Genomic DNA, 20,589 nt, shown 5'->3' on the forward strand with positions numbered 1-20,589 from the left:
AGCATCTGTCGTCTTTTTACTTGGGTAGTACACACCATATATAGTCAAAACTTACCAGCCTAAAAATTCAAAAACTAATCTGGTTCGATTTTTGCATTTCCCAACTTAATAATTGTGAGGTGCAGAGTATGCGAATTTTATTATTGGTGTTGATTGGCTTGATGGCTGGGTGCAGTTCTAGCTTGTTTGTTGAGCCCCAAAGTCAACCAACAGCAAAAAATACACCACCAGTGCGAACAGTACATAGTTATATTGGCGAGTTAGCAACTCAGTTGAGTCAGTATAGTAGGCCTTTAAAGCCCGGCGCTTCAGTGGCAGTGACAAGCTTTTATAAAGACAGTGAGCTGGGAATGGACACCATACATAGTCAGGGAGAGGGATTAAGCAATCAAGTTCAGGAAAGCTTTATCACTTATTTAACTCAAATGGGGTTGCAGGTTGTCGAATTTCGTATGCAAAAAGCTATAAGTTTGTCGGATGATGCCGATAACATACTTAGCCGTGATATCGAAAAGCTTAAAGAGCGCCATAAATTTGACCTCGTATTGACGGGGACAGTCAGCGAAAGCTTTGACTCTTATACGATACATGCACGTTTGATTGATATGGTAAACAATAAAACTATGTCAGCTGGGTCCATAAGCTTGCCAAAAGCCACATTGTGGGGGGAAGAGCAGGTACAAATGCGTGATGGTTTACTACATCGCGGCCAATATTGACGGAGAAAAATATGAAACAGTACGCATTCGGGCTTATTTTACCGCTTTTGTTTGGTTGCACGCTTACCGAAGATGAAACGAGTAGCCGTAGTGCCATAGTGGTTGAGAAAAATGCATTTGCTACCCCTGAAAGCCAGTTCCAAGCGCATCCCAGTGGTATGCATGGCATGACGGTTCCACAGCAGATGGCAAGTCGCAATGTCACTCATTATGTTCAAAATTTAATGCAGGACATGATAGGTAACTTGCGTTATGTGAATGACAGAACACCAATCGCGGTAGCAACCTTTGTATTTTTAGATGAAGACTACAACTATGGCTCCCTATTAGGTAATCAACTATCCGAAAGCTTTATACACGAACTGCACAATTTTGGTGTGCCTGTTGTGGATTTTAAAACCACTGACTTTATGCGTGTCACCAAAACTGGAGACTTTATATTTAGTCGCGACTTCCTAGAGCTTTCTGATGAGCATACATTCAACTATGTATTAGCTGGTACGTTGGCTAATCATCAGGGTGGGGTTTTAGTCAATGCACGTATTGTGGGTGTTAAAAGCAAAGCGGTAGTTGGTACCGCACAGGGCTTTTTACCACAAGCTGTGGTTAATGCACTAAGAGATGGCATAGGTCATGATGGCATTCGGTTAGAACGAGCAAGTAGGTAATTACTATGAAACGAAGTGGCGTAATTTTAACTTGCCTAGCAGTATTGGGTGGTTGTGAATCTTCTTCTCACAACCAAATCGTGCCCACTCAGCAGGGCGAGTCGAAAGCTGCTCAACAGGTCAGGCAATTAGCGCAGCTATCACAAGAACTTGATACGATGACTGATGTTGAATATGTAAATCCCGGCTTCATTAGTTATCAACATAATAAGCAGATAGCCAATTATGCAGGACAAATCGCATTGGAGCTTTCGGACTCATTGTCTGGCGTGGCACCAAGCGCGGTAGCGATTACGAGCTTTGTAAGCTTTGACAATAGCTTGCGCCGTAGTAACCAGTTGGGGAATCAGTTGGCTGAATCAATGATCCATCAATTTCAAAAGATGGGTTACCCTGCACTGGACTTTAAGTCCCATCGAGGTATTGCTGTGACGGCAAATGGTGACTTTATTCTATCCAGAAATGCGAAGCAGTTGCCTAAAAAGCCAGCACCTAGTCATGTGTTGACTGGCACTATGATTTATCGAGATCGAGGTGTTGAAATCAATACACGGTTACTTAACTTTGATAGCCGTTTAGTGGTCGCTAGCAGTAATATAGTAATTCCTTACTTTATCCTTGACTCACAAGCTACAGCCTCTTACTAACATCATCGCGCGTACATCAGTTAACAGGTGTACGCTGCCTTTGTGTTTTTCCAATGACCCACAACGTTCAAGGTAAATGCCAGCAGAGGTATTATCTAATTGATTAAATTTGCTTGTATTTTAGCATCTTAAGCTGCTATATATAGTAAGCACAAAGACTACTCAGCTAGTCTCCGTAGTTTAATGGATAAAACGGGGCCCTCCTAAGGCTTTGATGTAGGTTCGATTCCTACCGGGGACGCCAGTCAATAAATCACATCACCCTGCGTTCAGTCATAGCCTAAAGCAAGTCGAAAAATTAGAGTTCACCAAACATTTAAAGAGAGAAGTCTTCAGGCGGTGTAATGATGAGCTCAACAATGTCATTTATTTGAATGTTATTCATGGGACGGTTTTGAATATTTTCTGCTATGGCATTTTGTGCATTGACTTGAGTAACTTTTACGCGATTAATGGTTTGGATACTGCGAGAGAAAAACTGATTTCTTTCACCTGCTACATCACTTCTGTGGGCAACACTAAGAATTTGTCCTTCTTTAATACCATGTGCGCGTCCGAGGTTAATGACCAGTTGATCTTGGTCCTTATGTAGAATTTTGCCCTTTGTTGGCATACATGCAAAGGCCTGATCTAGGTCTTGAGCCAAGCTATTAAAGACGCTTTGTATACGTTTTCCATAATCGGTGTGCCAAAAAGTATCGCTGTAGACATCAATAATCTTGGTTTTCTCAAATGGCCAAATGCCAGTAACACTGTAGTGCTGCTGCCAAACCTTATCCTTACTGAGCGCATCAAAGGCAACAAAGTCAATTTTAAAGCTGCGTACATACTCATCATCTTGCCAAAATGCGTATTCACTGTTGAGTTGTTGAGTACTGGCTACATCTGTTATTTGACTGAGTAATACATATTGACTATTACTGGTCGCCGTTAAACTCTCAATGAGCTGGTTATCATAGTCAAAGTTTTGTGAGAAAAAGGCTCTTACATTCAAACTTTTATCAATGAATGGAATTGGCTTTACGGCCATGTTTCTTTGCATGAGCGTTTGATATAGACGTTCGCTAGAGGATTTGTGTACGTCAAAAATTTGACCCAGCCTCGCTTGGTGAGGTTGAATTAACTGACTTTGGGTTATAGTAATTTGCTTGCTGAATGACTCTTCTGGGCACTTTTGCTGCTTTGGAAAAATATCTAAGTGTAAAGTTACACTCATAACGCCATCTTTGGTGTTTTCTGATACCAAATTGATTTCTTGGATCTCGCCATGGCTTTTAATTTTGATATGGTCCTGTGCCAAGACCCCGTCAGCTAGCGTTTGCACGCTAGATACTGTTGCACCAGAAAATATCAGTGCTTGGGTTATGGCATCCTGTACAGCTTCTTGTCTAGCCGCTGCTCTGTCTGAGGTATAGGCATTTGCATAGCCTGTAACTTCAAACCATTCAGCTTGGCTTGGGAAGCTAAGTGCACCAGCAACAAGTGCTAGACAACTAATTTTGTTCATTACGCAATTACCATATCAAAAATCTATCTAATTAGATAAAGGCAAGTCTTGTGCCAATCGTATTGGCTTAATTTGTGCATATGATATTGCGAACGTTAATTGGTGTTTTAGGAGTCGGTAGCACATGCGAAAGTTTTATCAAATCGGCAAAGTACTTGCTGCAAGTTTTGTACTTGGTCTTAGTGGATGTAGTTCCATTATCGACAAACATGTGGAGTATAGCTACGTGCAACCGGATAGCTACCCAGTTTTAAAAGCGATTGGCTATGCACCATTAGATGCGCAACCAGGTGCAACCAATAGTGAAAAAATGCTCATGGCGATAAAGGTATCTAAATTAGAAGCTTACCGTGAACTTGCTGAGCAAGTATATGGCCACCAGCTAAATGCGACAACCACGGTGAGAGGCGTTATTGCGCAAAATGATGGACTTAGAAGCCAGGTGCAAGGCGTTATTCGTGGTGCAAGGGTGTTGAAGTCATATGCGGTTGGCGACATTTACACGACTGAGTTGGAGCTGGATATGAAAACCGTATATGACCTTTATATTGGTCAAGTGAAACCTAAAAAAATCCAACGCGTCACTTATTACTAAGACAACATCACCTGCATAAAAAAGCACGCTCTCATGGGCGTGCCTTTCTCATTAAATTAATAACACTTTTGTCAATTAAGCTTTGAGGTTTTTGACTAACTCGCCAACATTCTCAACAACGCTACCTTCTTCTGTGTAAGTTGTTGAAGTAGGTGTACCAATCAGAATTTCTTTTAGCTCACGGACTGTCATGTTGGCTAGGTGTGCAGCCTTTGCGTTAACCTCATTTTGGTTCTTACACTTATGCAATAACGTATTTACTTTTTTGGTCAGAGGTACGACATCAGGATCTTTAAATATGTCAGCTGGAAAAGTAGACAGGTCTTTGTCAGTTTTTTGAATCGTATTTAGGAAGGTAATTTTTTGCCGAGCGATATCTTTTAAGCCATCACCATTTCTTGAACTAAGCGCCGTCAACTCCTCATCCAAAAGCTGGGTCAAAGCTTCTAAAGAGGAGATTTGAGAATTTAATTGCTGTATACACAGCTCAGTTTTATTATCCATATAAATCGAATTCGAATGCTGCGATATTTTTTGCCAGCTTCTCTGAGTCTACTTGATATTTACCTTCAGCAATCGCTTTTTTCAGCTCTTCGACTTTTTTGCTATCGAAAGCCGGTGCTTGCTGAGCCTTTTCTTGTAAGCCCTTCAGTTGTTGTGCTTGTGGCGTTAAGCTTACTGAGTCTGCGGCAGCTTTTTGCTGAGCGGCAGGTTTAGTTGCTGTATTATTTGCATCATTTCTTTGCAATTCAGCACGTTGTTGCTTAACATTATTAGCAACACTATTCGGCTGATTTTGACCGTTAATGTTATTAACCATGACATTGACCCATTAAAAAAAGTTGATTCAGTCTTTATATCGACCGTTCCTCTACTTACTTTAGCAAAAATTTTAAATATTGACCGCTACAGAATCAACATCTTTTACGCGTGCGCGGATTGTTTTTCCCGATTTTGTGTTCTTGACGCGAATTTGATCACCTAAGTTGCCGTCTTGTAAGGCAATCCCTTGTGTCTTTATGGCAAAGTGTTCGTTGCCAGCCAATATGATAACAGTATCCCCCTTACAAACCATACAAATATGTCTCATGATGATTGCTTTATCGGCTTGTATACGGCGTTTTGTTTTGCTGCCAATCAACATATTGATGTCATCAATATTTGATGCGCGTACGAAATGCTTCGGCCGCATGGCAATTTTTAGATCATCGGCCTGTAAAACAACTCCTTTATCCAACTGTTGAGTACTCACAATGACAGGAAACAACACTTCAATTTTTACATGCACAAACTGCAGCCATCTTTCTCTGTCATCGCAACGAACTTGAACGGTCACCTGGCGAGTGAAAGGGGGGGCTGATTTACTTGAAACTTTAAGTTGCGAGCGGCAGGTCCGATTTGGGAGACGTGTATCCAGAGGGAGAGCGCTAACATTAGTTTCTCCTTTAGGTTCTTGAATGATATGCTTTTCTACATACTTTATTGCGAGTTCCTGAATTTGCGCTGACTCATAGGTCTGAGCATAAGCGGATGGCATGGCTAAAAAATATGCCAAAATAAGAAAGAATTGAACTGCAACTGTATTTTTTAACAAACTCATGATGTTTCGACTATGCTTATGGGGTGAAACAAGGTATAAAGATTTTGCGTGAATTGCTTCACCGCTTCAAGGGCAACTTTGAATGCTAATAAACAAGCAAACATTGTTCCGATAAGCTGTATTTTGAGTAGGAGAATGAAATGGCAGGTATTTTAGACTCAGTTAACCAACGAACTCAGTTGGTGGGTCAAAACCGACTTGAACTATTACTCTTTCGTTTGAGAGGGCGCCAACGCTTCGGTATCAATGTTTTCAAAGTAAGAGAAGTACTTCAGTGCCCACCTCTTACTGCAATGCCAAAATCAAATTCGTACGTGCGTGGTGTCGCGCACATTCGTGGTCAAACCATCTCTGTAATCGATATGTCCCTCGCTGTAGGAGGACCTCCGATTGAAGATATTAAAAACTGTTTTGTTATCATTGCGGAATATAACCGTTCGGTTCAGGGCTTTTTGGTTGGCGCTGTAGAGCGCATTGTTAATATGAACTGGGAGCGCATCATGCCTCCACCTTCTGGCGCAGGTAGATACTCTTACGTGACTGCTGTAACAGAAATCGAAGAAGAATTAGTCGAAATTCTCGACGTAGAAAAAATACTCAATGAGATTTGCCCAATTAACACCGAAGTCAGTCAAGACATAGTGGCGGATGGTGAGATGCAAAAAGATCTTGGCGAGCGTATTGTTTTTATTGCCGATGATTCAGCGGTAGCTAGGAATCAGGTGAAACGAGCATTAGAACCACTTGGCGTGCAAACTGAATTAGCTAAAAATGGTAAAGAAGCTCTTATACGCTTAAAAGAAATCGCAGAGGTCGATTGTCAAAATGACATAACAGAGCGTGTTGGGCTTTTGATTTCGGATGTTGAAATGCCTGAAATGGATGGTTACACCTTAACGGCTGAAATTAAAGCCGATCCAAAATTAGCACCTTTACATGTTATATTACATACTTCTCTCAGTGGTGTGTTTAATCAGGCTATGATTGAAAAAGTCGGTGCAGACGACTTTATCGCTAAGTTTAACCCTGATGAACTGGCATCTGCGGTGAAGAAATGGGTTCATTGTGATTGATAAGTGGCGGTAAAACTTTGGAAAATAAACATCTTGAGCAAAGCGAGTACGATCAATTTCGCACTTTTTTAGAGCAACAGTGTGGTATTGTGCTTGGAGATAACAAGCTATATTTGGTGAAGAGTCGGCTTGCGCCATTGATGTCTCGATTTAATGTAGACTCTCTGTCTTCATTGGTGAGTAAAACGCTGAGTCCACATGAAAGGCAATTACGTGCTGCAGTTGTAGATGCGATGACAACCAACGAAACTTTATGGTTTCGTGATCAATACCCGTTTGAATTGCTGAAAAAGAAAATTTTTCCTGAATTTAAAGATTTGCGTAGACCCGTTAAAATTTGGTCAGCGGCGAGCTCTTCTGGTCAGGAACCTTATTCAATTGCAATGTCAACGAGTGAGTACCAGTCTCTAAACCCTGGCGCTTTAAAAATGGGCGCTCAGGTGATCGGTACCGACATATCAAACACCATGCTAGACATGTGTAAGAACGCGGAATATGACGCGCTGGCGCTGGCACGTGGGCTGTCACCAGAAAGACGTAAAAAGTTTTTTATGGACAGTGGCAATGGCATGGCTAAGGTTGTCGATCCGGTTCGAAAAATGGTCAACTTCCGCCATTTAAATTTACTGGATTCTTATGCATTATTGGGCAAGTTTGACGTGATATTTTGCCGTAATGTATTGATTTACTTTTCCCCAGAAGTGAAAGCAAAAATTATTTCGCAGTTTGCGCAAGCATTAAACCCCAATGGATACCTATTTTTGGGGGCTTCAGAATCAATGGCTGGATTGAGCGATGATTTTGAAATGCTGCGATGCAACCCTGGGATTATATATCAGAAAAAGTCTTAACAACCAAAAGCAGCCAATTGGCTGCTTTTTTTATGCCGAATAAACAATATATTTAAGTCAAAATAATATGTGGTATAAAGCGACTTAGATCTTGTGTAATTAAACTTCTATCTGCTCTGAGGCCAATTCCTGCCGGCTCATCTCCAATAACCCAGCTGCCCACGACTACGTGCTCATCGGCAAATTTAGGCAGGGGGCTGTAAGCCTGATAAATATAGCCTTCTTCACCATAACTGCCAGCAGATTGAGCGATAACTTTTCCTTCTTTGCGAATTTCAATATTGGCACCTTCGCGAGAAAAAATAGGCTTTTTTACAATGCCTTGAAGTGCTGACAACTGGTGTTTTTGATCATGAAAGTATGCCGGTAGTAGATTGGGGTGGTTAGGGAAATATTGCCACAGCAATGGTAAAATAGCTTTGTTGGATAACAGTGCTTTCCACGAGGGCTCTAGCCAGGTTGTGCTGCTTTTGGTCAGCGCATCGGCGTACTCGTCCTCAAACATAAATTCCCAAGGATATAATTTAAAGCACCAGTTGATGGTGTTATCTTCTAGGTCAGTAAATTGGTCGTTACTATCTATGCCGATATCTTCGACATACACAAACTTGCAGCGAACTCCCGCTTCAATGGCACAGCTTTTTAAATAGTCTATGGTGCCTTTATCTTCTTCACTTCCTTTGCAGCAGCTAAAATGTAAACTTTTAGTGCGGTTAAGTTTATGTAGATGGCGAAACCGAGAGATTAATTGTTCTTGGAGACTATTAAACTGGTCACTTTGTCTTGGTAGCAGGCCTGCATTTACTTGTTGCTCTAGCCACAGCCATTGCCAATAGGCGGTTTCAAATAATGAAGTGGGTGTGTCGTAATTAGCTTCAAGTAACTTAGCGTTGTGATTACCGTCATAACTCAAATCAAAACGTCCATATAGATGAGGGTCTCGTCGTAGCCAAGAGCGCCTGATCATATGCCAAAAGGGTTGCGGGATCGCAAAGCGTCGCATTAATTCATCGTCATCACATACTTTGTCAACGATGTACATGAGCATTTCATGAAGCTCACTGGATGGACCTTCTATATCTTGCTCTATTTGTTTGAGAGTAAACTGATAGTAAGCCCGCTCATCCCAGTATGGCTCTTCGTGCATGGTATGGAACTTAAACCCAATGGCTTCAGCTTGATTACGCCAGTGGGGCCTTTCACTAATGGGAACTCTGATCATAGAAACTATATTGCAAGATTAACGTGTTTTTGAATGGGTTGCTTATGCAGAAGTTGGGGGCTTATCCTCCCCAGCTCCGACTACTTGCACTTCGGCCAAAGCCTCCTCGGCTTTTCGTTTTACTCACGAATTTTCCTTGCTTGGCTGCATAGTTAATGGCCGAGCCTTTTACTTTTGTGGTTCCGGATGCCCCGGTGCTGGCAACTACAGTATTTTGTGCATTACGGTATTTAAAATAGTCATCTTTACTTCTGTAAAGTGGCTTTGCACCTGAATAGTATTTGCCACTTAAAAATGCTGCTTTTTTGCGTTTACGCTTTTTGAGCGCATCTAGACCTTCATCGACGGCTTCAGCAATTGCGGCAACCATAAAGCCAGCCATAATTGGGCGCCATATTCCACCATTGTTGTCACACTGTTCATAACCAAAGTCGCTTTCACATAGCTGCTCGGTTGCATATTTGGGCGCTTCAGAGAGGTGACTGTTTTGAGCTTGCTGGTATTGAAACTCACATGCATCCTCCTCTATGCCAAAAGATGTACATTCGTTGACATTTTTGAACAGTAGAGCAGACTCTTCGCTATCACCACACCCTGAAATACTTACACTTGCCCCCATCATTAAGGTCAACTTGATATGCTTACTGCGTTTCATAGTTACTCCTTAGTATGTCATGCAGGCGGCGTTGAGAATTCCAGTTGCCAGTGAAGCACCACCTAAAAATAGCCCTGCACTCATGTGGTTGTTTTCGATTTTGTCAGACAATTTGGGCATATACAAACGTACTAAGAAGAAAGTAACCAACTGCATGATTCCTGCAATAACGCCCCAAATAGCAAAATCAATTAATGACACTGCATTAATTGCTGCACTCGCGATAGGCAGGGTAAACCCGATTAATGTGCCACAAAAAGCGGCTGCCGCGGCTGGGTTATTTTCTTTGACTAAGCGCCATTCACAATGTGGGGTCACTTTGGTATAGACAAATAAAAATGTCAGTATGAGCACATAGCCAAGCGCAAAATAGGCAATGAAAGGAATAAATCCTTGTAAAGATTCCAGTAACATCGGACGTCCTTTATTATTCTTCGTGAAGAGTTAAGTTTTCCAATTCGCGATGCAGTATATCATCATCGCCTATATTTAGCTCAATTAAACGTTTTAGGTGAGTGACACTATCGAGGTCTATTTGCGCACAGTGCAAACCCAAGTGAGCTTCTTCTATGTGTCGTATCTCTACTTCCATACATATTTCTACGTCGCTGCCTGGCAGGTTAAACTTTAGACTGGCCGGTTGGCCTTTCAGCGGAGTTAACCCAATAGGCAAAGTGATTAATGCACCATTTAATGACAAGTCTATTATTTCGCAACTATAGTCCCCGGTTGTCGTCATAAGTGAGGCTTGGTTTGAAAATAGGACTCGGGAAAATTTTCTGCGTTCTTTCATAAGGCGTTCTCGTCATGTCGTTATCTCAAGTTTAGTCATTTTTTTCAGGACTAACCAGATATAAAAAAGCCCCGATTTAACTCAGGGCTTAGAATACAAACTGATTATTAAGTTAACCAATTTTTTTGTATTTGATACGTTTTGGCTCAGCGGCATCTGCGCCAAATGTTTTCTTCAGCCATTCTTCGTATTCAGTATAATTACCGTCGAAGAAATTAATTTGACCTTCATCACGGTAATCCAGAATATGCGTAGCAATACGGTCTAAGAACCAACGGTCGTGCGATATACACATTACACAGCCTGGGAATTCTAAGATTGCGTTTTCAAGGGCACGTAATGTTTCAACGTCTAGGTCATTGGTTGGCTCATCCAGTAAGATGACGTTGCCACCAGCTTTCAACAGCTTTGCTAAATGTAGGCGGTTACGCTCACCACCAGAAAGTTCTTTAACAAACTTTTGCTGGTCGTTACCTTTAAAGTTGAAGCGACCAACATAGGCACGGCTAGGAATTTCAAAGTTACCAATTTTTAGGATATCTTGGCCATTCGAAATCTCTTGGAAAACCGTATTGCTGTCGTCCATGTTGTCACGGAACTGCTCAACAGTCGCAAGTTCAACTGTTTCACCTAGCTTAATTTCACCACTATCTGGCTGCTCTTCACCACTTAGCATTCTAAATAATGTCGATTTACCCGCACCGTTGGCACCGATGATACCAACGATAGCACCTTTGGGCATTGAAAAGCTCAAGTCATCAATAAGTATACGATCGCCGAAGCCTTTCTTAAGATTATTTACTTCAATAACCTGATCGCCTAGACGAGGACCTGGTGGAATAAATAGCTCATTGGTCTCATTACGTTTTTGGTAATCAGATTGCTGAAGTTCAGTAAATTGAGCCATACGAGCTTTTGATTTTGCCTGACGGCCTTTTGGATTTGAACGAACCCATTCAAGTTCTTTTTCAATTGATTTCTGACGTGCTTTTTCAGACTTCTCTTCTTGCTTAAGACGTGCATCTTTTTGCTCAAGCCAAGATGTATAGTTACCCTCCCAAGGAATACCATGACCTCGGTCTAGTTCTAAAATCCATCCTGCTACGTTGTCTAAGAAATAACGGTCGTGGGTAATTGCCACAACAGTACCTTCATAATCATGAAGGAAACGTTCTAGCCAAGCAACGGATTCAGCATCCAAGTGGTTGGTAGGCTCGTCCAGCAGTAGCATATCTGGTTTTTCTAGCAGTAGTCGACAAATCGCTACACGACGTCTTTCACCACCTGATAAATGCTCAATCTTTGCATCCCATTCAGGCAAACGTAATGCATCTGCAGCACGCTCTAAAGCATTGTCTAAGTTATGGCCATCATGTGCTTGAATGATTGCCTCTAGTTCGCCTTGCTCCTTTGCTAAAGCGTCAAAGTCAGCACCATCCATTGCGTATTCAGCATAAACTTCATCTAATCGAGTCAGCGCAGTTTTTACTTCACTTACCGCTTCTTCAATCGTCTCACGCACTGTTTTACTTTCATCTAGTACTGGTTCTTGCGGTAGGTAGCCGACTTTTGTGCCAGGTTGAGGGCGAGCTTCGCCTTCAAACTCAGTATCAACGCCTGCCATAATGCGTAGCAAAGTTGATTTACCAGCACCATTAAGACCAAGAACACCGATCTTAGCTCCTGGAAAAAAACACAAAGAAATATCTTTCAGAATTGTACGCTTAGGTGGGACAACTTTGCTCACCCGCGACATAGTATAAATATATTGAGCCATCTATATAGTCCAACTAATTTTTAAATTTCCGCTATTGTAGTTACAACTTCATGAGCATTCAACGTAGCAAGATAGATATCGTGATTGAGGTGGCGCTGATTTATTGTCAAATTTCACAATGGTGATGTTAAATGTAAGTCCCCTATATAGGGAGTACTATGAGGTATTTCATAAATTGCAGGCCCCAACTTGTAACAACTCTGATTTGAACTAGGCTTCATCCCGTAGCCCCTTATTTTTCTTAACCCCCTTATTCTTAGGGCATTTTTGACCTGTTTTAATCCCAGAAAAAGGGTATTATTTACCTATGCTCGGCAAAGCTATGAAATAAAGTTGTTACACTTTATAGCATGCACGTCCCCGTCAATTGATTTACAAAATGTAAGAGTGGGTTGGATACCCTTTTGCAATACAGTGAATCTTAACAAAATAAAACCTCACCTTAAAAGTCGGAACAGAATTCAGTAATAGCCTCATCATCGAGGATATTTCGAACCTTTTTAAACGGAAAATATCAATTAAATAGCAATAATAATAAAAATCATAAGCTCATCTGGAAACTCGGTAAGGACAGCTATGACACAGTTAAGTTACTCATCAAACAGGATTTTCAAACAAAGAAGAGCTCCACTTGGAGCAGAAATACTCCGTTTTGCAAGACGTTTACGTGGATACACTCAAGCAGAGTCTGCAGCTAGCTACGGTATCGAAGAGCGCACATTACGGCGCTGGGAAAATAAGGAATACAGCCCTAAATGGAATGATGTAGTTGGCTTGGTAGAAGATGTTTACTCATTAGATATTTTAGAAGTAATAGGAAAGCTAAATGATAGCAACGCAGATAACCATTAAACAGATAAGAAGTGCATTAAGACGCTGGGGTAAGTTTTGGCGTCAACGCGAACTTGGTAAAGGGTTTAGCCGTCAAGCTGTCACAGAGCAAGCTGGTGGCGGTCGAAGCAATTATTTTTCAAGTGATATGATGAGTGTCCCTGAGGAAATCGAACTCATAGGACAATTAATAGCAAAGTTGCGACCTGAGTGTATTCGTGCAATACGAGCCAAATACTTATTGGACATGGAGCTTAGTCAAGCGGCAAAGATGCTTGGCTTTGATACCAAACGTTCAGCAGAGTTTTGGTTAATTAAAGCTGAAAGAGCACTAATGTTGGAGCTTAGTTATTAGAATAGGAAAATAAATGTCGATTATGAACACAGTGGAGCAAATAAAAAAGCATGAGGGGTACCGGCGTTACCCCTATTATTGTACGGGAGGCAAGCTCACAATTGGATATGGTAGAAACTTAGATAACAAAGGAGTAGACCAAGAAGAAGCGGAGTACTTGCTTGCCCAAGATGTACAAAATGCCCTAGCAGGTGTTAAGCGTCGTATCAATGTGAGTCACTGCAATGAAGCAAGGCTCGCTGTGCTAACCAATATGGCGTTCAACCTTGGCTTGCAAGGCGTAATGGGTTTCAAAAGGATGTTAGGGCACGTTGAACAAGGTAAGTTCGAAGAAGCTGCGCTTGAAATGCTTGACAGTCGCTGGGCTAAACAAGTGCCTAATCGAGCACAAGAGCTAGCTCAGCAAATGTTAAGTGGAGAATGGCAATCATGAGTTGGTTTACCAGCTTATTTACGAGTGATGTTCGCGAGCCATTGCAGATAGTGGGTAACATTATCGACGAACTGTACACCAGCGAAGAAGAAGTACTGGAGCAGCAGGTCTTAAAGGCACGTTTGCTCACAAAACAAAGTGAAATACAGGCACAGATTAACTCGGTTCAGGCGAGCCATCGCAGCGTTTTTGTTGCTGGTGCTAGGCCTTTTCTTATGTGGGTATGTGGTTTAGGGTTTTTATTTGCTTTTGTGATTAACCCAATCTTGCAATGGCTATTACCAGATCATGGAGTGCCAGAGCTGCCGCTAGAAGTGATGCTTGAGTTGACTTTGGGCATGCTGGGTTTGGCAGGTTTGCGAACCATTGAAAAGATAAAAGGAGTCGCTAAGTGAGACAACCTGACAATTGGCAAATGAAAAAGGAGTTAAATTTAGCCCATATTTTAACGACCATAGCTTTAGTCGTCTCTGGTATTTTGTATTTAAATGATCTCGATAAGCGGATCACGTCCAACAAGCAAGAACTGGCTCATTTAAAGCAAATTCGTAAAGAAGACCAAAAGCGCATAGAAAAACGTTTGGACTCCATAGATGCAAAGCTTGATGCCCTGTTAAGCGCCAAACGTAATGGCTTGTAACGTTTCTTACTAAGCCAGTAGTTTAACCCACCTTTGTAATTAAGCACTGAAGATAGTTTGCTCTGGCCCAGTGGTCGAGTGTGCGTTCGTGTGCAAAAAATTTAGCAAGGAGACGAATTTTGAGTACTGCTATAGAATTAGCGAAATTACCACCTCCTCAGGTTATTGAAGCGCTTAGTTATGAGGAGATTTATCAACAGATTGAGCAAGCATTATTGGAGAAAATTCCAGATTCCAGTTTGCTAGCATCTGATCCTGCAATTAAGTTGTTAGAGATAGCTGCTTATCGTGAGCTGCTATTACGTCAACGTATCAACGATGCCGCCAAATCAGTGATGTTGGCCTTTGCCAGAGGAAATGATTTAGATCACTTAGGTGCATTGTTTGGTATTGGGCGAGACGACGATGAAGAAGATGAACGTTATCGCCAACGTATCCCTATGTCATTAGAGAGTTACAGCATGGCAGGAACTCGCGGAGCATATGAATTTCATACCTTTTCAGCAAGCCACCTTGTGCATGATGTATATGTTGATTCAGAGCAACCCGGGCGAGTGAATGTGTATGCTTTGCTAGATACAATGAGTGAAGCTCAAGCAAATGAAGTAAAAGGGGAAATAGAAGCACAACTCAATGATGAAGATATTCGACCTATCACTGATGAAGTAGTTGTTAATTGGGTTATGCCGACCTTGGTGCCTTTGTCTGCTCAAGTTTATTTGAATGTCGGGGCAAACAAAGCTCAGGTTGAGCTGGCGATAATGCAAGCGCTCGACACCTTCATTTTGAACCACTTTAAGCTTGGTGCTGAAGTACCTCATTCAGGTATTATTGATGCGCTTCATCAGCCAGGGGTGAGAAAAGTAAAATTATTGACGCCAACAGAGGATCTTCAACCAGAAGTGAACCAAGCTTTCCGTTTAACGCTTGATCTTGTATTTCCAGAGGAGGCGTAGATATGACTAAACCTTCATTATTACCGGTGAATAAAACGCAACTGGAAAGCGATTTAGAGTCCAGCATGGCCTTGAATAGGCCTCAATTTAATACTGAGCGTGTTATCCCCGAGAGCATAGGTTCACAATGGGATCCTTTGACTTGTCCCGAGGGGCTATTACCTTGGCTTGCTTGGGCATTGTCTGTTGATGAGTGGGATGAAGCTTGGTCGGTCGAAACCAAGCGAGCAATGATTGCTAACTCCGTTTCTATCCACAAACACAAAGGGACTGTGGGCGCTGTTAAACGCGCGTTACAATCTCTTGGTTTACAAATTGAGTTTTTCGAATGGTTTGAGGATATTGATGACGTATATCTGGCTCCGCATCATAGTGGAGAGCCACATACCTTTACGTTTATTGCTTGGGCAAACGAAATGCCCTATACCAGTCGCGCAGTGGTATTAGATCAAAAACTTTATGATGCGATTTATAGAGTGACGAATCAGACAAAACCACAGCGCGCACATTTTGACTTTTTAGTTGGCATGAAAATGTCCTCGCAAGTTGTTGCTGGTAGTTCAGCACATGGGTTTGCGAGCAGTCGTGTTTATGCCAAAGTTATGCCGCATGAGAAACATCGTGCCGGCAGTAATACACTCTCACTCGCTGGTGCCATTTCTGGGCATCGCACAGCAGCTTCCCGCCACTATGCAGCATCTTCATCTGAGCGTGCTATCACAGCTAAATCTCAGCCAGGGTGCGCCCTTGTCATTCGAAAACAAGTGCCTTTAATTAGTCGCCAGCGTGTGAGTACTGCGAATGTACGCAGCTTGAGAGCACGCGCAAAACTGGGTTTTGGGGCCGCACTATCAACGGGCTCAGGACAGGTTGTCAGAACATACATTCGCAGTGAGCAAACAATGCCTTCGCGCTTTATTGAGTTTAGCTGCCAGATGGCTGGTGCTATGTCGAAAAGCGCAAAGCAAACGACCGTACGTCGTTTGTATCTAAATGCAGTTTCTGCAACTTAAACATTTCGAAAACAAGGAGTGCAATAGTGAGCACGATTTTACAGCCGGTGATCACCTCAGCGGGGCTTGCTGCTGTGTTCAGAGCACAGCAAAAAGGTTTCAAAGCTAAGATCACAAAGATTGGAATAGGTTCGGGAGTTCATCAAGTAGATGAAAACACAACGAATTTAAAAGATGAAAAGTATCGCCTAGATATTGACCATGCAGAGTATTTTGAGGATCAAAAACAGCTACATTTGACAGTTCGAGACGACTCGAAAGTTGCTGACGATGGCTTCTTTGTCAATGAGGTTGGCTTTTATACTGAAGAAGAGGTTAATGGCCAAGTTCGCCACGTATTATTTGCTGTTTATTCCGCAAATGAGCCAATTGCTTATAAGTCAAATGACATAGATTTACTGCTGGCTTTTGACTTGACTTTGACTGGTGTGCCGGGTGATGCGATTACGATTATCGACAAGGGCGTAGATTTCAATATCTTAATCGCGCCAGAGCTTGCCAAAATGGCGCGCTCTCAAATTATGAATATGTATCGTCATTTAAAACAAAAGTTTGCATTGATTGACAAAGGAATTTTGTAAGGAAGGTCTATGAAAAAAGAAGATAACTTGCGTGCACAGACGCTCGCAGAAGAAGCGCTGAAGTTGATGCAAGAAGCTAAAGTTTTGCAACAGCAAGCTCAATGCCAAGCTGCTCGAATTTTAGGCTATCAACAACAAAGTGATGGCCTCGCGTTTAAATATTTAGCTGCAAAAGCGGAATATGGCGAGCAAAGCTTGGAAGCAAATGAAGCGAAACAAGCGTGGCTTTTTGCCCGAAAGGCTGTACAGGCTCGTTATCCTAAATTTCATGACTGATTAATTTTTGATAGTGCTTTTGCCCACCCTAAGGTGGGCTTTTTTGTTTATAGCGGAGATATTTAATGTCATTAGAACAGGATATAACTCGCGTTGTTGAAGCCACAGAGGGTTTGACGGCAACGGTTGATAATCAGATCAGTGAGATCACCAATAAATTGAATTCGGCCGTGGCCGAAACAAAAACAAAGGTGGACGCGCACCTTGCCAGCGCTGATGCGTTGCTAAATTCTTATGAAGAGCGTCAATCACATTTTCGAATTACTAAAAACCAAGCTTTGGTTGCCAACCAGGCTGGCACTTTCCCTGAGGCATGGGCTAGCGGTTTTGTCACTAAAGCTACTTTATTGGAAAAAGTGGAAACGGGTGTAGAGGCTGCACAACGCACACCTCTTGCCAGAGAGTTTTTACAAGCGATTAATTCTGATACCAAGTGGTTTGCACAAAACTTTAATATTTGGGAATTGGAATATGCACCAAATCGAGGTGGCGAAAACAGCCATGTTGATGCTTATTTAATGTATCAATACTTAAGAAGACCGACACATATAACCTTTGGTGCCATCGTTAAGCATATTCGTGGTGTGGTGCCAACAGGGTTTTGGTGTACTGGCTTAAAAGCGGGTGAACCGGCAAAAGTCTGTGGCGGTCAATATGGCCACAGCAGTCGAAACCACTATACGCATTGTCATCCATATGTGCCTGGTAAAAACTTGCCTGCGGATCAAAAAGGGGTGATTCAAGTTGCGTTGCCTGCCGTTGTAACGGGTCACGTACCCATAGATAAAGCTTGGGGTCAGTTCGCCTATATTGGCGACGCTGCCTACGATGTGATCGCATAAGGTAAAGGAGATATAACTTAAATGGCTAAACTAATTGTAAATGGACAAGCTGTAGAGCAGTTTTTTGATGCAAACATGCCGCAGTATGCGGTTGCTCAGCTGGTGGCTGAAAACTTCGGTGAAGATAGCGCATTCTCCGTAGAGCTGACTGTCGAAGAGGCTTTGCAACAAAGTCGCGAAGTTGTTCGCTCTGCACTTGAGCAACAAGTTGCTGATTCAGAGTCATTGCTTGGCACGACATCGGATACTGTGCACTTATTACTTAATGAGTTGAGTGGTTTTGTGAATAAATTAAGTTCGGCTCAAACGCTTGCAGAAATGCGCGCGTCTACGGAGTCACTCAAAACAGCGATTGGTGATGTGGAGACCAAAGTTACCAATGGTGAACTCAGTTTCCCTTACCAAACAAAAGGCCAAAGTGATGTAATGGCAGACATTATTTCGCGTGCAAATGGGGTCGACGCCGTCATTAAAGCGCAGTAAATATGGCATCAATTGGGTATTGAGCACACCTGATTGATTTTTAATTTTCATTCTTAAACCTAAACGTAAAGCCCGCCATTTGGTGGGCTTTTTTATTTTTACTTGGAGGTAAATTATGTCTTTAGAGCAAGACATTGCAAATGTAGTCAGTGCAGCAGAGCAACTCACTGGCATTGTGGATACAAAAATCGAAGATATTAACAGTACGGTTAATAGCAAAGTGTCTGAGATGAATTCGACAATTTCTCAGCAGGTCTCTCGGGTTGATAATGCGCTCGAGAGCAAGCAAGTAATTGGCGATGGCACAAGAGGAACAAAAAGTGTAGCTATTGCGGGCTTTTTTACTACTGATGGCGGTGCGACCAACATGCACCTGAAATTACCGTTCAAGATCGATACTCATAACTGTATGTTCCATTTAAATATATATGGCTATGAATATGGTAGTAACAAAATTGTTGACGCGACATTCACCGGTTATTGTTATGCATCTAACAATAGGCTTTATCAATCAAGGACCTCAGGCTCCCATGAGCCCATTGTTTATGTAGGTACTGATCAACATATTTACTTGAGAATTACGCTTGAAAGTCAGTACTACCTGACCTTGAGTGTTGACTCTACTTATGTTGGTAACGGTAGGGTGCTTAAGCCAGGTGACGTTCATTTTATCAGTAGTACAGAAGCGCAGCTATAGGGAGCTAATAATGGAAAATCTAATTGCAAATACACAAAGTGCATCAGTAGAAGAAAAAATAGTATTGGAAAATGCACGTATTAATGTCAGACATAAAATAATCAATCGTATTGCAGACACAGACAGCATGTTGGGAAATACATCAGATATTTCTCATATTCTCCTTCATGAGTTAAGTATCTTTGCTAACAAATTATCTCAGGCAAACTCTCTGGCAGAAATGCGCGCCTCAACAGAGTCGTTGAAAAGTGCCATTGGGGCGATTGAAGGAAAAGTTGCAAGTGGTGAAGTTACTTTACCATATCAAATCAAAGGTCAAACGGCAGCGCTAGATGAAGCGCTAACGCGTGCCCACGGCGTCAGCAGTCTATTAAAATAAGACTGACCTAATTCGCTATATACAAAGCAATATTAAAACCCAAAACAATCCCAGCCCACCGAATAGGTGGGCTTTTTATTTTAAAACGGAGGTAAAGTTATGTCTTTAGAGCAAGACATTACTCGGGTCGTTGAAGCAGCTGAAAAGCTCAGCGATGTGGTAGATACAAAAATCGAAGATATCGACAATCGCGTAGCACAAAAAGCGATTGAAATTGACCAAAAAAATGCCGCGGTTGAAAGCCGTTTAACGGCGAAAGAGCAAGCGGTTGATGCCAAAATTCGAGATTTTCAAAAAGCGTTACCACTGGCGCCTAATACGCTAGTTGATTCTAAGTTTTTCAATTCTATTTGTGAGGCTAATAATACACCTACGGATGTTTTAACCGCACATAAAGCGCCTTGGTCGGCCTTTTTATATGATGGCTCGGAAGGCACAGGTACAGTGACTAAGCTGACTTTGGATAAATTGGATGAACACGGTTTGACGCCGAATGAAGACTTTCAAAACCGAGGAATTGGTTATAAAAACCATGGCGGAGAAGCTTTTTACGGTTCCAATTATCGTGTTCTCCTGTTTGATATTGAAATCACCAAAGGGCGCAACAGTGATGCAAACAATGGCAGTTTATTTGTATTGTCACAGGGGTGTGACACGCATTTTGGCTGGGGGAGAGGAGAGTTCCTTACTCAAGCCAGCTGCTGGATAAACGTATTGGAATGTGCGGATACAATTCGTTTTTATCCATCTTCAAATCGTTCAGCAACGATTGAGTGTAATCATTCAGATCTCGGTAAAGGTTGGCAATACAAGCATGCAATAAGATCTGGATGGGGTGGGTGCCACCAACCGTTATTCAGTGGGCTTGGCAAAATGAAAGTTGCCATGTGCTTACCTTATGTGGGTACGGGTAATCATGGTGACAATATGGTTTGGGCTGACAGTGTTGGATTCCCATATACACACACTGATGCAGCTGGATATGTAGGAGTGTAA

General features: G+C 42.1%; 29 protein-coding genes and 1 tRNA gene. 21 read left to right on the plus strand and 9 right to left on the minus strand.

Annotated features, from left to right (window positions below; translation table 11 throughout):
- The first annotated feature begins 128 nt into the window (after positions 1 to 128).
- From N475_RS12165 to N475_RS12180, 4 genes are all read left to right on the plus strand, one after another.
- Positions 129 to 719 carry a FlgO family outer membrane protein gene (locus tag N475_RS12165; protein WP_063359572.1) on the plus strand — a complete coding sequence of 197 codons (591 nt, stop codon included), beginning with the start codon at positions 129 to 131 and terminating at the stop codon, positions 717 to 719.
- 11 nt (positions 720 to 730) lie between these two features.
- Positions 731 to 1,387 (plus strand): FlgO family outer membrane protein, encoded by a 657-nt coding sequence (locus N475_RS12170; RefSeq protein WP_063365361.1) that lies wholly within the window; start codon positions 731 to 733, stop codon positions 1,385 to 1,387.
- A gap of 5 nt (positions 1,388 to 1,392) precedes the next feature.
- On the plus strand, positions 1,393 to 2,034 hold the full coding sequence (locus N475_RS12175) for a FlgO family outer membrane protein (RefSeq protein ID WP_063365362.1): 642 nt from the start codon (positions 1,393 to 1,395) through the stop codon (positions 2,032 to 2,034).
- Positions 2,035 to 2,203: 169 nt separating this feature from the next.
- Positions 2,204 to 2,278: transfer RNA gene (locus N475_RS12180), tRNA-Arg, on the plus strand.
- A gap of 72 nt (positions 2,279 to 2,350) precedes the next feature.
- Here N475_RS12180 and N475_RS12185 read toward each other — a convergent pair.
- The gene (locus N475_RS12185) at positions 2,351 to 3,541 is read right to left on the minus strand and encodes a flagellar assembly protein T N-terminal domain-containing protein (protein WP_063359575.1); all 1,191 of its coding nucleotides are present in this window, start codon (positions 3,539 to 3,541) and stop codon (positions 2,351 to 2,353) included.
- A 124-nt stretch (positions 3,542 to 3,665) separates the two neighbouring features.
- Between N475_RS12185 and N475_RS12190 the strand changes: the two genes are divergently transcribed.
- Positions 3,666 to 4,136, plus strand: a complete 471-nt coding sequence (locus N475_RS12190; RefSeq protein ID WP_063359576.1) for an LPP20 family lipoprotein — start codon at positions 3,666 to 3,668, stop codon at positions 4,134 to 4,136.
- Between the two features lie 75 nt (positions 4,137 to 4,211).
- Here N475_RS12190 and flgN read toward each other — a convergent pair whose 3' ends face one another.
- The 3 genes from flgN to flgA form a co-directional block, all read right to left on the minus strand.
- Positions 4,212 to 4,640: a flagellar export chaperone FlgN gene (flgN, locus tag N475_RS12195; RefSeq protein ID WP_063359577.1), complete on the minus strand. Its 429-nt coding sequence runs from the start codon at positions 4,638 to 4,640 to the stop codon at positions 4,212 to 4,214.
- A complete protein-coding gene (gene flgM / locus N475_RS12200) occupies positions 4,633 to 4,956 on the minus strand; it encodes a flagellar biosynthesis anti-sigma factor FlgM (RefSeq protein ID WP_063359578.1) in 324 nt (107 codons plus the stop codon). The genes flgN and flgM overlap by 8 nt, the downstream gene beginning before the upstream one ends.
- Before the next feature lie 72 nt (positions 4,957 to 5,028).
- Positions 5,029 to 5,736, minus strand: coding sequence for a flagellar basal body P-ring formation chaperone FlgA (gene flgA / locus N475_RS12205; RefSeq protein ID WP_063365363.1), 708 nt, complete (start codon positions 5,734 to 5,736; stop codon positions 5,029 to 5,031).
- A 140-nt stretch (positions 5,737 to 5,876) separates the two neighbouring features.
- Between flgA and N475_RS12210 the strand changes: the two genes are divergently transcribed.
- Together N475_RS12210 and N475_RS12215 are read left to right on the plus strand one after the other, a co-directional pair.
- A complete protein-coding gene (locus N475_RS12210; RefSeq protein ID WP_063359580.1) occupies positions 5,877 to 6,809 on the plus strand; it encodes a chemotaxis protein CheV in 933 nt (310 codons plus the stop codon).
- A 17-nt stretch (positions 6,810 to 6,826) separates the two neighbouring features.
- Entirely contained in the window at positions 6,827 to 7,660 is an 834-nt protein-coding gene (locus tag N475_RS12215) for a CheR family methyltransferase (protein ID WP_063359700.1), read from the plus strand.
- A 52-nt stretch (positions 7,661 to 7,712) separates the two neighbouring features.
- On the opposite strand, the gene N475_RS12220 is transcribed toward N475_RS12215, so the two are convergent.
- From N475_RS12220 to ettA, 5 genes are all read right to left on the minus strand, one after another.
- Positions 7,713 to 8,882, minus strand: a complete 1,170-nt coding sequence (locus N475_RS12220) for a glutathionylspermidine synthase family protein (RefSeq protein WP_063365364.1) — start codon at positions 8,880 to 8,882, stop codon at positions 7,713 to 7,715.
- Positions 8,883 to 8,943: 61 nt separating this feature from the next.
- The gene (locus tag N475_RS12225; RefSeq protein WP_063359582.1) at positions 8,944 to 9,537 is read right to left on the minus strand and encodes a DUF1190 domain-containing protein; all 594 of its coding nucleotides are present in this window, start codon (positions 9,535 to 9,537) and stop codon (positions 8,944 to 8,946) included.
- Positions 9,538 to 9,546: 9 nt separating this feature from the next.
- Positions 9,547 to 9,951 (minus strand): DUF350 domain-containing protein, encoded by a 405-nt coding sequence (locus tag N475_RS12230; RefSeq protein WP_063359583.1) that lies wholly within the window; start codon positions 9,949 to 9,951, stop codon positions 9,547 to 9,549.
- A 13-nt stretch (positions 9,952 to 9,964) separates the two neighbouring features.
- A complete protein-coding gene (locus tag N475_RS12235) occupies positions 9,965 to 10,330 on the minus strand; it encodes a PilZ domain-containing protein (protein WP_063359584.1) in 366 nt (121 codons plus the stop codon).
- Positions 10,331 to 10,442: 112 nt separating this feature from the next.
- Positions 10,443 to 12,107, minus strand: coding sequence for an energy-dependent translational throttle protein EttA (ettA, locus tag N475_RS12240; protein ID WP_063359585.1), 1,665 nt, complete (start codon positions 12,105 to 12,107; stop codon positions 10,443 to 10,445).
- Between the two features lie 576 nt (positions 12,108 to 12,683).
- On the opposite strand from ettA, the gene N475_RS12245 reads away from it, so the two are divergent.
- From N475_RS12245 to N475_RS12310, 14 genes are all read left to right on the plus strand, one after another.
- A complete protein-coding gene (locus N475_RS12245; protein WP_063359586.1) occupies positions 12,684 to 12,959 on the plus strand; it encodes a helix-turn-helix domain-containing protein in 276 nt (91 codons plus the stop codon).
- Positions 12,934 to 13,293 (plus strand): hypothetical protein, encoded by a 360-nt coding sequence (locus tag N475_RS12250; RefSeq protein ID WP_063359587.1) that lies wholly within the window; start codon positions 12,934 to 12,936, stop codon positions 13,291 to 13,293. Before N475_RS12245 ends, N475_RS12250 begins: the two co-directional genes overlap by 26 nt.
- Positions 13,294 to 13,306: 13 nt before the next feature.
- Positions 13,307 to 13,726, plus strand: a complete 420-nt coding sequence (locus N475_RS12255; protein WP_063359588.1) for a glycoside hydrolase family protein — start codon at positions 13,307 to 13,309, stop codon at positions 13,724 to 13,726.
- Entirely contained in the window at positions 13,723 to 14,121 is a 399-nt protein-coding gene (locus tag N475_RS12260; RefSeq protein WP_063359589.1) for a 3TM-type holin, read from the plus strand. Before N475_RS12255 ends, N475_RS12260 begins: the two co-directional genes overlap by 4 nt.
- Entirely contained in the window at positions 14,118 to 14,366 is a 249-nt protein-coding gene (locus N475_RS12265; RefSeq protein ID WP_142050168.1) for a hypothetical protein, read from the plus strand. The genes N475_RS12260 and N475_RS12265 overlap by 4 nt, the downstream gene beginning before the upstream one ends.
- A gap of 119 nt (positions 14,367 to 14,485) precedes the next feature.
- Complete coding sequence (locus N475_RS12270) at positions 14,486 to 15,322, plus strand: baseplate assembly protein (protein ID WP_063359590.1); 837 nt, start codon at positions 14,486 to 14,488, stop codon at positions 15,320 to 15,322.
- Between the two features lie 2 nt (positions 15,323 to 15,324).
- Positions 15,325 to 16,335 (plus strand): phage tail protein I, encoded by a 1,011-nt coding sequence (locus N475_RS12275; protein WP_063365365.1) that lies wholly within the window; start codon positions 15,325 to 15,327, stop codon positions 16,333 to 16,335.
- A 26-nt stretch (positions 16,336 to 16,361) separates the two neighbouring features.
- Positions 16,362 to 16,916, plus strand: a complete 555-nt coding sequence (locus N475_RS12280; protein ID WP_063359592.1) for a phage tail-collar fiber domain-containing protein — start codon at positions 16,362 to 16,364, stop codon at positions 16,914 to 16,916.
- 9 nt (positions 16,917 to 16,925) lie between these two features.
- Entirely contained in the window at positions 16,926 to 17,192 is a 267-nt protein-coding gene (locus N475_RS12285; RefSeq protein WP_063359593.1) for a hypothetical protein, read from the plus strand.
- Positions 17,193 to 17,257: 65 nt separating this feature from the next.
- A complete protein-coding gene (locus N475_RS12290) occupies positions 17,258 to 18,034 on the plus strand; it encodes a hypothetical protein (protein WP_063365366.1) in 777 nt (258 codons plus the stop codon).
- 21 nt (positions 18,035 to 18,055) lie between these two features.
- The gene (locus N475_RS12295; protein WP_081216121.1) at positions 18,056 to 18,517 is read left to right on the plus strand and encodes a hypothetical protein; all 462 of its coding nucleotides are present in this window, start codon (positions 18,056 to 18,058) and stop codon (positions 18,515 to 18,517) included.
- Between the two features lie 115 nt (positions 18,518 to 18,632).
- Positions 18,633 to 19,214 (plus strand): hypothetical protein, encoded by a 582-nt coding sequence (locus N475_RS12300; protein WP_063359595.1) that lies wholly within the window; start codon positions 18,633 to 18,635, stop codon positions 19,212 to 19,214.
- A 10-nt stretch (positions 19,215 to 19,224) separates the two neighbouring features.
- Positions 19,225 to 19,593 (plus strand): hypothetical protein, encoded by a 369-nt coding sequence (locus N475_RS12305; protein ID WP_063359596.1) that lies wholly within the window; start codon positions 19,225 to 19,227, stop codon positions 19,591 to 19,593.
- Positions 19,594 to 19,692: 99 nt separating this feature from the next.
- The gene (locus N475_RS12310) at positions 19,693 to 20,589 is read left to right on the plus strand and encodes a hypothetical protein (protein WP_063359597.1); all 897 of its coding nucleotides are present in this window, start codon (positions 19,693 to 19,695) and stop codon (positions 20,587 to 20,589) included.

Origin of the sequence: Pseudoalteromonas luteoviolacea DSM 6061, assembly GCF_001625655.1 — a bacterium.
In the GTDB taxonomy this organism is placed as follows: domain Bacteria; phylum Pseudomonadota; class Gammaproteobacteria; order Enterobacterales; family Alteromonadaceae; genus Pseudoalteromonas; species Pseudoalteromonas luteoviolacea.